This is a genomic window from Paenibacillus sp. FSL R10-2736, from assembly GCF_038000245.1.
Taxonomy (GTDB): Bacteria; Bacillota; Bacilli; order Paenibacillales; family Paenibacillaceae; genus Paenibacillus_AQ; species Paenibacillus_AQ phytohabitans.
In genome coordinates, this window is the sequence record NZ_JBBOBN010000002.1 from 644189 (window position 1) to 656614 (window position 12426).

Here is a 12426-nt window from a genome sequence, read left to right on the forward strand (position 1 = left end):
GAGCAGGAATTATTCATATACTAACCTTAGGGAGGGGACGCTCTAATGACCGAATTCGAGCAAATATCGCCCGGTCGTGCCACCCTGATCATCATTACAGGCATGTCGGGAGCAGGCAAGACGATTGCAGTGCAGAGCCTGGAGGATCTCGGCTTCTTCTGCGTCGATAATCTTCCGCCAGTGCTGATCCCGAAGTTCGCCGAACTGATTGAGCAGTCCAAAGGCAAAATCGCCAAAGTGGCGCTCGTGATCGACCTCAGGGGACGGGAATTCTTCACCGCTCTGTCGGAGTCTCTGGCCTATATCAAGGACGAGTCGACCATAGGCTTTGAGATTCTTTTCCTGGATGCAACAGATTCAGTGCTTGTGCAACGCTACAAAGAGAGCCGGCGTCACCACCCGCTTGCTCCCAAGGGCATGCCGCTTGACGGTATCCGGATGGAGCGCCAAATGCTGGAGGAGCTCAAGAATTCAGCTACCCTGTGTCTGGATACCAGCAGCATGAAGCCGGCACAGCTCAAAGAAAAAATTGTGTCACGGTTCTCCCATCTCGGGAAAAGCACCCTCTCCGTTAACATTACTTCGTTTGGGTTCAAGTATGGTATTCCGATTGATGCTGACCTGGTGTTCGATGTCCGCTTCCTGCCTAATCCGCATTATGTGGATCAGCTGCGGCCCAAGACAGGCCAAGACAACGATGTGTATGACTATGTGATGAAATGGCCTGAAACGCAGACGTTCCTGACCAAGCTGCTTGACATGCTTCAATTTCTTATTCCGCAATACCGCAAGGAAGGCAAATCCCAGATTATTATCGGCATCGGCTGTACAGGCGGCAAACACCGTTCCGTAGCCATTGCGGAATATCTGGGCAAAATGCTGGGGGTAAGCGAGACGGAATCGGTAGCAATCAGCCATCGGGATTCCGAACGTGATCGGCATTGACGAGAGAAGGGATGAGTAGTGACTGAAGAACAAGGGCAGCGTCCGAAGATCGTCGTCATGGGCGGCGGTACCGGGCTGTCTGTTATGCTTCGGGGATTGAAGGAGAAGCCTCTGGATATTACGGCTATCGTAACCGTGGCAGATGACGGGGGGAGCTCCGGGATTCTGCGCAGTGAGCTGCAAATGCCGCCTCCGGGGGATATCCGTAACGTACTGACGGCTATGGCCGATGTGGAGCCTCTGATGGCGCAGATCATGCGCTACCGTTTCAGTACCGGAGAGGGCCTCGCCGGACACAGCCTGGGCAATCTCATTCTGGCAGCGCTGACAGACATCTCCGGTGATTTCGTTACGGCAGTCAGAGAGCTTAGCCGCCTTTTCGCCGTCCGCGGCCGGGTGCTGCCCGCTGCAGGTGAAGCGGTGGTACTGCACGCCGAGATGTCGGATGGTACCCTGATTACCGGCGAATCCAAAATACCGGAGGCCGGCGGTATAATCAAACGTGTATTCCTGGAGCCTGCCGATGTGGAGCCTCTGCCGGAGGCGCTGGAAGCGATCCGGAATGCGGATGCCATTCTGCTCGGTCCGGGCAGTCTGTATACAAGCATTCTGCCGAATCTGCTGGTGCCGAAGCTGGCTGAAGCTGTCGTGGCCTCGGATGCGATCAAAATATTTGTATGCAATGTAATGACCCAGCCCGGTGAAACGGATAATTATACAGTCAGTGATCATCTTCAGGCGGTATACGACCATATCGGACTGCATCTGTTCGATTATGTAATTGTGAACGACGGAGAGATCCCGGAGCAGGTACAGATCAAATATGCCGAGAAAGGCGCACGTCCGGTGCAGCTTGACCGCGATGTCGTTGACGGCAACGGATATAAGGTGATTGCCGACAAACTGGTATTATTTAAAACCTATTTGCGGCATGATACAGATAAGCTTAGCCACCATATTTTCCAGCTGGTTCAGGATTGGATTGACAGAAAGAGTTAACATGAAAGAGGTGAGCCCCTTGTCTTTTGCGGCCCTTACCAAAAAAGAGCTGACGATGGTCGAGAGCCAGCCCTGCTGTGAGAAAGCGGAAATGTCAGCGCTGATCCGGATGAATGGTTCGGTGCAGCTTTCGAGCAAAAAGGTTGTTCTCGACATTTCGACGGAGAACGCCGCGATTGCAAGGCGGGTATATTCTTTACTTAAGAAATATTACCAGGTCCATATCGAGCTGCTCGTGCGTAAAAAAATGCGTTTGAAGAAGAATAACGTCTATATCGTAAGAATCCCAAACCGGGTTCAGGAGATCCTGAAGGATCTGCGGATTGTCTCGGAAGGCTTCATCTTCACCGATGGGATCGATGATGAAATCGTCGGCAAGAACTGCTGCAAGCGTGCTTACTTGCGCGGGGCCTTCATGGCTGGCGGCTCGGTGAATAATCCGGAGGGTTCCTCGTATCACCTGGAAATCGCTTCGATGTATGAGGAGCACTGCAAGGCGCTCGTGGAGCTGGCTGGTGAATTTCACCTGAATGCCCGCTGCATAGAACGCAAGAAAGGCTTCATCCTATACATCAAGGAAGGCGAGAAGATTATTGAATTCTTAAGTTTGATCGGAGCCCATCAGGCACTTTTCAAATTCGAGGATGTACGGATCATGCGCGATATGCGTAACTCCGTTAACCGGATCGTCAACTGCGAAACGGCCAATCTTAACAAAACGATCAGCGCCGCGGTACGCCAGATTGAGAATATCAAGCTGCTGCAGCGTGAGGTGGGACTGGAAAGCTTGCCGGATAAGCTGCGCGAGGTTGCGGAAATCAGACTTGCACACCCGGATATCAACCTGAAGGAAGTTGGCGATATGCTGGGCGGCACCGTCAGTAAATCAGGCGTAAACCACCGTTTGCGCAAAATTGATGAGCTGGCTGACAAGGTGCGGGGCAGTTGATTATTTTTTTTCTAGTGCGGTAGAGGTTATAATGATATAATATTATAAAATTAATGTGAAATTTTTGGGCAGATCTCAAATAGGGGGTAAGCGTTTCATGACAAAGCACCCGGTAGTTGTTCGGTTGAAGACGGGGCTCCATGCTCGGCCGGCAGCATTGTTTGTGCAAGAAGCTAATAAGTTTTCGTCGGAGATTTTCGTGGAAAAAGACGATAAAAAAGTTAACGCCAAAAGTATCATGGGCATTATGAGCCTTGCGATCAGTTCCGGTACGGAGATTTATATCAGCGCAGATGGCGCAGATGCGGAACAAGCTGTAACCGCTTTGACAAGTCTTGTAAGTAAGGAAGAACTCGAGAATCAATAAATGGTACACGTCTTACCGAAAGCCCTTAGGGGCTTTTTTTCATATTATTTATGTATAAGGGGAGATACACAGATGCAGATCCAAGGCAGTGAGGTAACATTAGTGGAGCCTACAGAAGCTCTCAGAGAGCCCTATCTGGCATTTTATGAAGAGTGGAAGGCCAGCGGAGAATCATTCGTTCCCTGGGTAGTCGAGATCGATCCTGCTGACTTTGCCGGGATGCTTCAGTCTCTGCGTGAGCATGCCGGCGGTGTGAATATCAAAGACGGATGGGTGAGCAGTTCAACCTTCTGGCTGGTGACAACGGATCAGCGGGTGGTGGGTGCCGTGAACATCAGACACCGGCTGACGGAAGCGTTACTCCGTACAGGCGGGCATATCGGCTATGGCGTGGTCCCTTCGGAGCGCAGACAGGGGTATGCCAGTGAACTTCTGAAGCAGGCCCTCGTGAAAGCTGCTGAACTGGGTATAGAGAAGTCACTCGTGGTCTGCGACGCCGTCAATACAGCATCGGAACGGACGATCCGCAAGAATGGCGGAGTAGAGGATAGCGAATATATTGAGGAGGACGGAAATGTCATCCGGCGTTTCTGGATAGAGACGGAATAAATTATTAAATAACGTACATAGGGTATGCAACTTTTGCCATGCTGGTCCGTCTAGAGGGTACCAACACTTAAAGAAACGAAAGGGGATGGCAAGCATGATGAAATTTGGCAAATCAATCGGAGCAGTGCTGCTGGCAGGAAGCTTGATTATAGGAGGAATGGGGCTGAGCGGGGTGCTAAAAGGTCCTGAAAAGGCTTACGCTGCCGATGAGGTGCAGAAGAATATTGTGAACGTAGTCGGTAAAGGCGAACTTGCGATCAAACCGGATATCGTCTATCTCTCCATCGGGGTAACTACCACGGCTGATACTGCACAAGAGGCGCAGAAGGGTACCGCGGCAAAGATTGCGAAGCTGACTGCATTATTCAAGACAACCTGGGGAATTGCGGACAAGGATATTCAGAGCACGCAGTTCTATGTACAGCCTAATTACGTCTATAGCGAAAAGGAAGGCCAGCAGGTTAAAGGCTATAATGCCCAGCATACGCTGAAGATTTCCTACCGTGATCTGACTAAGGTAGGACAATTGCTGGATGCAGCATCGACGGCAGGCGCGAACAATATCGGCAATGCAAGCTTTGCGATCGAAGATCCATCAGCCTTTGAAGCACAGGTTATCGAAAAAGCAATGCAGAATGCAGATGTAAAAGCGGCAGCGATTGCTAAAGCGGCGAAACGCGGACTCGGGCAGGTGGTAACGGTCATTCAGAACGACGACGGGAATAACCCGGTTGTCTTCGTTGAACAGGCCGCCATGTCCAAAGCAGCGAATGATTCAGCTGCCGGAAGCTCCGTTGAACCCGGAGAAGTTAAAGTAACCACTCAGCTGAGCGTAACCTATGAATTGAAATAAAGTGACCGCGAAGAGGCGCTTGCTCTGCTGTTTATGGCAGGGCGGGCGCCTTTTTTAGAAGAAATTTTCTTTGAAATCTCTCAAATTGTTTAAATAAATGTAATAAGGTTGATAGAAAGACTCTTCAATCCTTAAGAAACTGTAAAGCGCATTGTAACATCCGCCGACCTTCTTATCCCTATAATAGGAAGAGTGAAGCTGAGGGAACACATCACGTCATAATACATCGCACCAGCGGAAGGGGAAGAACAACAATGAAAATGAATGATACTTCGAAGAAATACGCCCGTAAATGGGGCGCAGGAATGATTGCAGCGGGAATGCTGCTCGGTGGAGCCGCAATACCGGCAGGTATAACTCAGGCAGCTCCAGCAGCTGCTCAGGTGAAGGCTGCATCCTCCCCTGTAGTACTGAAGGTAAACGGCAAGATTGCAGCGCAGAAGGGGCTTTTCCAGGACGGAAAGGTATGGATTCCGGTAACGTTTATGCGCGATGCGCTGGGGATGCCGCTATCTTATGATAAAGCTGAGAAGACGTATACCATCGGTACAGGTACTACACAAACTAAACTGACGGTTACTGAATACTATACTACGATTAAAGTGAACAATTATTTTATCGGCGAATATGAAGTGAAGAATATGGATAACCGCTTCTATGTTTCGTTTGACCTGCTCAGCGATTACTTAGGCTACAAGGGTGACTGGAGTGCCGCTACGGGACGGCTCAATGTGATGAAGAGAACGCAAAATGCGGTAACTATAAAGACTGAGAGCTATGTTAAGGACCATAAAGATGCACCAATCAAGCTGGATTATCCGCAGGTCAGCGGCCTGGCCAGTGCCGGGGCGGAGAAGGCGATTAATGATACGATCAAACAGACCGTGCTGAAATATGCGGCGGAAGCCGAAGATCAGATCTCCAAGAAAAGTGAGGATGACCGGCCGTATGAATTCGAAGGCGGTTATGTGGTCACTTATAATCAGGATGGCGTGCTTAGTCTGATTACTAACCAGTACGGGTATACCGGCGGTGCACATGGATCGACTATCCGCAATGCCTTTACCTTCTCACTTAAAGACGGCAAGCGCCTGCTGCTGGGGGATTTGTTCAAGGCTAATCCTAACTACAAGAAACAGCTGAATGCCAAGGTATCTACTGAAATCAAAGCAAACGGAGGTTATCTGGGAGGATTCACAGGCCTGAATACAGAGAAATACTTCTATCTGAAAGAGGGCAAGGCCGTGCTCTTCTTCCAGCAATATGAGTATACTGCATACGCTACAGGCTTCCCGGAGGTAATCTTTAGCTTCAAAGAGCTGCTGCCGGACGGAAGCAGTCCGTTCGCTGCACTGAAATAATATAGTAGTTTCATATATCCTGCCCATGCGTTTCCTCCGGAGACATGAGGGCAGGATTTTTTTTGCGGGCCTATTAAGGTCGCCCTGCCGTTACCACATCCCCCGGGCAGTCATAAGCTAAAGAAAGCAAGCAGCTTATAGCGGGGAGGGAAGGCTATGGTCTATCAGTATACGGCCATTGGAGATTCATTAACGACCGGGTTCGGGGCGCTGCCCGGGAACGGATTTGTCCCCGTCTACCGCCGGATGGCGGAAGGGCGGCTGCAGACTCCGGTTGCTTCAGCGAATCTAGGAGTGAACGGTCTGACAACAGCGGGGCTGGAGCAGCGTCTCAAGACAGATGGCGGTTTTCGTTCTGCGGTTAAGGATGCAGAGATCATTACCGTCTCTATCGGCGGCAATGATCTGATTAAGGCTGCCAAAGCCGCGGCGGGGAGGCCAGGTGAGCTGAATGGGTATCTGCAAAAAGCACTCCGGGACTGCAAACGGAATTTCAGTGATATTATGAGTACTCTGTCACAGCTGAAGGCGGGCACGCGAAGTCCTTACATTATCCGGATAGTAGGCCTCTATAATCCGTATCCTCAGGTGGATGCGGCCACAGATTGGGTGAGGCAGTTCAACCGTTATGCTGCCGGCTACAGCAGTTATGCTGTAGGGTTTGCTTCCATTTATCATGAATTTGCCGGCAATGAGCGGGGGCTGCTGTTCCTGGATCATATCCATCCGAACGGCAGGGGCTACCGGGTAATCGCCGGCAAGCTGGATGCCCTGGGATATGGAAGTTTGAGATGAATTATCAGTATATATGCCAAATAAAGAGGCTGCCGCAGACCTGTAGGTCCGTGGCAGCCTCTTTATGTGTTGATGAAATATAGTAATTAAACGCCAGTCGGCAATGTCTTCTCAATGACTTTATCGACAATGCCATATTCAGCTGCATCGGCAGCACTCATGAAGTAGTCGCGGTCGGTATCCTTCTCGATCTTCTCGATCGGCTGGCCCGTACGTTCGGACAGGATACGGTTCAGCTTCTCGCGCAGCTTGATGATGCGGCGGGCGCGGATTTCAATATCCGAAGCCTGACCCTGGGCACCGCCGAGCGGCTGGTGAATCATAATTTCGCTGTTCGGCAAGGCAAAGCGCTTGCCCTTGGCGCCGGCGTTCAGCAGGAAGGCTCCCATGGAAGCGGCCATCCCAACACAGATGGTGGATACATCCGGTTTAATGTACTGCATTGTATCAAATATAGCCATACCCGCTGTAATGGAACCGCCAGGGCTGTTTACATACAGGTGAATATCCTTATCCGGATCCTCGGCAGCCAGGAAGAGCATTTGTGCGATGATGGAATTGGCTACCACGTCATTAACCTCCGTTCCAAGGAAAATGATGCGGTCCTTCAGCAGGCGGGAATAGATGTCATAAGCGCGCTCACCGCGGTTGCTCTGTTCTACTACCATAGGAATATAACTCACGTGGAAAACCTCCTTGAAATTGGTGCTTCGAATGTGTTCATTTTTTACTGTTACCGTATTAACCACATGATAAACAAATTCAAACAAAAAGTCAAAGAAAGTCAAACTTAGATTCAAAAAAAGAGCCATCATGCGGCTCTTTGGTTAAATATAGTATAAGTATTGCTAAATTATGTACAAAAGTGAAAATAATGGCGCGCCCGCCAAGAATCGAACTTGGATCTCAGGCTTCGGAGGCCTACGTCATATCCATTGGACCACGGGCGCAACAGAAATTATTATAATACACTTATTGCATAAAAGCAACGTGTAAAACCCGTCGTGCAAAAAATAGTTTTTCCGGCTCCCAGGCAGATGATAGCTTCCCACTTGACAGTCAGGTGATGGAGGTTTTCAGGCATGTGCTTAAGGGCGTGGTTACCTCTCACAGATCGGCAGATGTATAAGATGAAACGGGTCTGAGAATTATAGTCTCGGAACACTTGCACTTGGCGTCAGTTTTGGGTAGAATATGGGTGGGACTTAAAAAGTTAACCCGGGACATTTTGAGACCACGAACAAGGGAAAAGAGAAAGACGAAGTTGCAGGAGTGAAAGCATGCGTAATTTATTGGAAATCCAAAAGCAGCTTCTGCCTGATCTCATGGAAACCCTTAAGAGACGGTATACGATTCTACATCAGATCATGCTGTCCGATATTATTGGGCGCAGAACGCTTGCCGCCTCGCTTGATATGACCGAGCGGGTGCTGCGCGCCGAGACGGATCTTCTGAAATCGCAAGGGCTCATTGAGATCGAGAGCGTCGGCATGCGCATTAGCGAAGCCGGTCGCAGACTGCTTGACCTGCTGGAGCCGATCGCCAAGAGCCTCTTCGGCCTGGATGATCTGGAAGAGAAAATTCGTACTACGTACGGTCTCAGTAAAGTAGTTGTTGTACCTGGCGACTGCGAGACCTCGCTGTTCACCAAACGTGAACTGGGGCGTGCAGGTTCGAAGGCACTGCTCAGTGTACTGCGCAGTGACGATACGATTGCCGTTACAGGCGGATCGACCCTGGCCGAAATGGCCGATCAGTTGACCCCGCCGCTATCCCTTTCCTATAAGAACGCCTGGGTAGTTCCGGCGCGCGGAGGACTGGGAGAGAGCATGGAGATCCAAGCCAACACCATTGCTTCGACCATGGCCAAACGGATTGGTGCCAATTACCGTCTGCTGCATGTGCCTGATCTGCTCAGCGGCGATGCCTATCAGTCGCTCGCACTGGACTCCAATATTGGAGAGATTGTGCAGATTATCCGCAGATCGCGTATTATTGTGCATGGAATTGGCGATGCCATTGAAATGACTCACCGCCGCAAGCTGGACCCCGGTACAATCTCAGAGATTCAGGACGAGGGTGCGGTAGCCGAATCGTTCGGATATTATTTCAATGAGAATGGCGAGGTGGTTCATACCATGCTGACCATGGGGCTGCGCCTGGAAGACATTATCCGTACAGAAGTCGTCATCGGTATTGCCGGCGGCAAACGCAAGGCTAAGGCCATTCATGCGATGCTGCGGTTCGGCCAAGAGGATATTCTCGTAACAGACGAGGCGGCTGCTGTCGAAATCGGCAAAGAAATCGACAAACAGTTGCAAGAGGTCCTATAGATTCCATTTTATGGGACGCGCTCAAAGGTATTATGCATTATACTTAACCTTGTTGTCTTGACGAGCCTCACGGCTTGTCTTGAATAAATAAAACGAAATCTAGGAGGAACTATTCAATGAGTGTAAAAGTTGGTATTAACGGTTTTGGACGTATTGGACGCCTTGCATTCCGCCGTATTCAAAATGTAGAAGGTATCGAAGTGGTAGCAATCAATGACTTGACTGACGCTAAGATGCTTGCTCATTTGCTTAAATATGATACAACTCAAGGTAAATTCCAAGGCGATGTTGAAGTTCACGACGGCTTCTTCAAAGTTAACGGTAAAGATGTTAAGGTTCTGGCGAACCGCAACCCTGAAGAACTTCCTTGGGGAGAGCTTGGCGTTGATATCGTTCTGGAATGCACAGGTTTCTTCACAACTAAAGAAGCAGCTGAAAAGCACCTTAAAGGCGGAGCTAAGAAAGTAGTTATTTCCGCTCCAGCTACAGGCGACATGAAGACTGTTGTTTACAACGTTAACGATGACATCCTTGACGGTAGCGAAACAGTAATCTCCGGCGCATCTTGCACAACGAACTGTCTGGCTCCTATGGCCAAAGTTCTGAACGACAAATTCGGTATCATCGAAGGCTTGATGACTACTATCCACGCTTACACAGGTGACCAGAATACACTTGATGCTCCACACGCTAAAGGCGACTTCAGACGTGCCCGCGCTGCTGCTGAGAACATCATCCCTAACACTACCGGTGCTGCTAAAGCAATCGGCCTGGTAATTCCAGAGCTTAAAGGCAAACTTGACGGTGCAGCACAACGTGTGCCTGTAGCTACTGGTTCCCTGACTGAGCTGGTTACTGTTCTGGATAAGAGCGTAACTGTTGAAGAAATCAACGCAGCAATGAAAGAAGCTTCCGATCCAGAAACTTACGGATACACTGAAGATGAAATCGTATCTTCCGACATCAAGGGTATGACTTTCGGTTCCCTGTTCGATGCTACACAAACTAAAGTCCTGACTGTTGGCGACAAACAACTGGTTAAAACCGTTGCTTGGTATGACAATGAAATGTCCTACACTGCACAGCTCGTTCGTACTTTGGAGAAATTCGCTAAACTTGCTCAATAATACCGATTTTATATAGGCAGTACAATAGAGCGGAAACAATGAAAGTCTGTTTCCGCTCTTTCTAAATGAAATGGATTCGTGAATGAACCAATTTTGGGTGTGGAGGAAATGTTAATCATGAACAAAAAAAGTGTCCGTGATGTAGAAGTAAAAGGCAAACGCGTATTCGTGCGTGTGGATTTCAACGTGCCAGTGGAAGACGGTAAGATCACTGATGATACCCGTATCCGCGAAACCCTTCCAACAATTAAATACCTGATTGAGAACGGTGCAAAGGTCATTCTGGCCAGCCATATGGGCCGTCCTAAAGGTGAATTCGTCGATTCCATGCGGTTGACTTCCGCAGCTGTACGTCTGTCCGAATTGCTCGGCAAACCGGTAGCCAAAGCTGATGAAGCGATTGGCGAAGCGGTAAAAGCACAAATCGCTGAACTGAACGAAGGCGACGTGCTTGTGCTTGAGAATGTCCGTTTTTATAAAGGTGAAGAAAAGAACGATCCTGAACTGGCTAAGCAGTTCGCTGAACTGGCTGACCTGTTCGTCAATGACGCATTCGGTGCGGCTCACCGTGCCCATGCTTCGACAGAAGGCATCGCTCACTTCCTGCCTGCAGTATCCGGCCTTCTGATGGAGAAGGAATTGTCCGTTCTGGGCAAAGCCCTGTCCAATCCTGAACGTCCTTTCACTGCGATCATCGGCGGTTCCAAAGTTAAAGACAAAATTGACGTGATCGACAACCTGCTGACTCTGGCTGACAACGTATTGATTGGCGGCGGCCTTTCTTACACCTTCACCAAGGCACAAGGTTACGAAATCGGAAATTCTTTGGTAGACAACGACAAAATCGAAGCGGCGCTTGGATTTATCGAAAAAGCCAAAGCACTGGGCAAAAACTTTGTGCTTCCGGTTGACGTAGTTATCGCGGACAAGTTCGGCGCAGATGCCAACACCAAAATTGTAGATGTGACTGAAATTCCTGCTGGCTGGGAAGGTCTGGACATCGGTCCTAAAACCCGTGAAATTTATGCCGATATCATCAAAAACTCCAAGCTGGTTGTTTGGAACGGACCTATGGGCGTATTTGAAATTGATATCTTCGCTGAAGGTACAATTGCTGTAGCTCAGGCTTGCGCAACTACCGAAGGCTACACAGTTATCGGCGGTGGTGATTCCGCAGCAGCAGCAGAGAAATTCCACCTCGCAGACCAAATGGATCATATCTCCACTGGCGGCGGCGCATCACTCGAGTTCATGGAAGGTAAGGCACTTCCAGGCGTAGAAGCACTGAACGACAAGTAAGACGTAGAAGGTAGAAGGAGGCAATCCATTACTATGAGTAGAACACCTATCATTGCCGGCAACTGGAAAATGTTCAAAACTGTTCCGGAAGCCGAAGGCTTCATCGCTGAAATCAAAGGCCAGGCGGAAGTTGAAGGCGTAGAGACTGTAATCTGCGCACCTTTCACTAACCTGCCTGCACTTGTTGCAGCGGTACAAGGCACCAGCATCAAAATTGGTGCTCAGAACCTTCACTTCGAAGATAACGGTGCTTACACAGGCGAGATCAGCGGTGTAATGCTGAAGGATCTCGGCGTGGAATACGTTATTATCGGCCACTCCGAACGCCGTGCATACTTCGGTGAAACGGACGAAATCGTCAACAAAAAAATGCATGCGGCATTCCGCCATGGCATTACTCCAATTGTCTGTGTAGGCGAAAAGCTCGAAGAGCGCGAAGCGGACCAGACTAAAGATGTATGCAAAGTGCAGACTGAAGCGGCATTTGCCGGCCTTAGCGCGGAACAGGCAGCAAGCGTAGTTATCGCTTATGAGCCTATCTGGGCTATTGGTACGGGTAAATCCTCTACTTCCCAGGATGCTAATGAAGTTATTGCTTACATCCGTACCCTTGTAAAAGGCCTGTACGATGAAGCAACTGCTGAAGCTGTCCGTATCCAATACGGCGGCAGCGTGAAGCCTGAGAATGTAACGGAGTACATGAGTCAAAGCGACATCGACGGCGCTCTAGTCGGCGGTGCCAGCCTGCAGCCTGCTTCCTTCGTTTCACTCGTTGAGGGGGCGAAATAA

At 49.6% G+C, this 12426-nt stretch carries 13 protein-coding genes and 1 tRNA gene; 12 read left to right on the forward strand and 2 right to left on the reverse strand.

Annotation, left to right across the window (positions count from 1 at the left end; genetic code table 11):
- The first annotated feature begins 45 nt into the window (after positions 1-45).
- From rapZ to NSQ73_RS31075, 8 genes are all read left to right on the forward strand, one after another.
- The gene (gene rapZ, locus NSQ73_RS31040) at positions 46-945 is read left to right on the forward strand and encodes an RNase adapter RapZ (protein WP_039302396.1); all 900 of its coding nucleotides are present in this window, start codon (positions 46-48) and stop codon (positions 943-945) included.
- A gap of 57 nt (positions 946-1002) precedes the next feature.
- Positions 1003-1944 (forward strand): gluconeogenesis factor YvcK family protein, encoded by a 942-nt coding sequence (locus NSQ73_RS31045; protein WP_042140618.1) that lies wholly within the window; start codon positions 1003-1005, stop codon positions 1942-1944.
- A 19-nt stretch (positions 1945-1963) separates the two neighbouring features.
- Positions 1964-2893 carry a DNA-binding protein WhiA gene (gene whiA, locus NSQ73_RS31050; RefSeq protein WP_039302402.1) on the forward strand — a complete coding sequence of 310 codons (930 nt, stop codon included), beginning with the start codon at positions 1964-1966 and terminating at the stop codon, positions 2891-2893.
- A 97-nt stretch (positions 2894-2990) separates the two neighbouring features.
- On the forward strand, positions 2991-3260 hold the full coding sequence (locus tag NSQ73_RS31055; protein ID WP_036651317.1) for an HPr family phosphocarrier protein: 270 nt from the start codon (positions 2991-2993) through the stop codon (positions 3258-3260).
- Between the two features lie 72 nt (positions 3261-3332).
- Positions 3333-3869 carry a GNAT family N-acetyltransferase gene (locus NSQ73_RS31060; RefSeq protein WP_340989990.1) on the forward strand — a complete coding sequence of 179 codons (537 nt, stop codon included), beginning with the start codon at positions 3333-3335 and terminating at the stop codon, positions 3867-3869.
- Between the two features lie 94 nt (positions 3870-3963).
- The gene (locus tag NSQ73_RS31065) at positions 3964-4722 is read left to right on the forward strand and encodes an SIMPL domain-containing protein (protein ID WP_042132751.1); all 759 of its coding nucleotides are present in this window, start codon (positions 3964-3966) and stop codon (positions 4720-4722) included.
- Positions 4723-4976: 254 nt separating this feature from the next.
- Positions 4977-6083, forward strand: coding sequence for a PdaC/SigV domain-containing protein (locus tag NSQ73_RS31070; RefSeq protein ID WP_340989991.1), 1107 nt, complete (start codon positions 4977-4979; stop codon positions 6081-6083).
- Between the two features lie 156 nt (positions 6084-6239).
- Positions 6240-6878 (forward strand): GDSL-type esterase/lipase family protein, encoded by a 639-nt coding sequence (locus NSQ73_RS31075; RefSeq protein WP_171720817.1) that lies wholly within the window; start codon positions 6240-6242, stop codon positions 6876-6878.
- 86 nt (positions 6879-6964) lie between these two features.
- Here the strand turns inward: NSQ73_RS31075 and clpP are convergent, their stop codons facing one another.
- Together clpP and NSQ73_RS31085 are read right to left on the reverse strand one after the other, a co-directional pair.
- Complete coding sequence (gene clpP / locus NSQ73_RS31080; protein ID WP_042132753.1) at positions 6965-7561, reverse strand: ATP-dependent Clp endopeptidase proteolytic subunit ClpP; 597 nt, start codon at positions 7559-7561, stop codon at positions 6965-6967.
- Between the two features lie 192 nt (positions 7562-7753).
- Positions 7754-7828: transfer RNA gene (locus tag NSQ73_RS31085), tRNA-Arg, on the reverse strand.
- A 330-nt stretch (positions 7829-8158) separates the two neighbouring features.
- Between NSQ73_RS31085 and NSQ73_RS31090 the strand changes: the two genes are divergently transcribed.
- From NSQ73_RS31090 to tpiA, 4 genes are all read left to right on the forward strand, one after another.
- Positions 8159-9211, forward strand: coding sequence for a sugar-binding transcriptional regulator (locus NSQ73_RS31090; protein WP_171720816.1), 1053 nt, complete (start codon positions 8159-8161; stop codon positions 9209-9211).
- A gap of 116 nt (positions 9212-9327) precedes the next feature.
- Entirely contained in the window at positions 9328-10338 is a 1011-nt protein-coding gene (gap, locus tag NSQ73_RS31095) for a type I glyceraldehyde-3-phosphate dehydrogenase (protein ID WP_039302421.1), read from the forward strand.
- Positions 10339-10455: 117 nt separating this feature from the next.
- Positions 10456-11637 carry a phosphoglycerate kinase gene (locus NSQ73_RS31100; RefSeq protein WP_039302423.1) on the forward strand — a complete coding sequence of 394 codons (1182 nt, stop codon included), beginning with the start codon at positions 10456-10458 and terminating at the stop codon, positions 11635-11637.
- A 33-nt stretch (positions 11638-11670) separates the two neighbouring features.
- Positions 11671-12426: a triose-phosphate isomerase gene (gene tpiA, locus NSQ73_RS31105; RefSeq protein WP_039302428.1), complete on the forward strand. Its 756-nt coding sequence runs from the start codon at positions 11671-11673 to the stop codon at positions 12424-12426.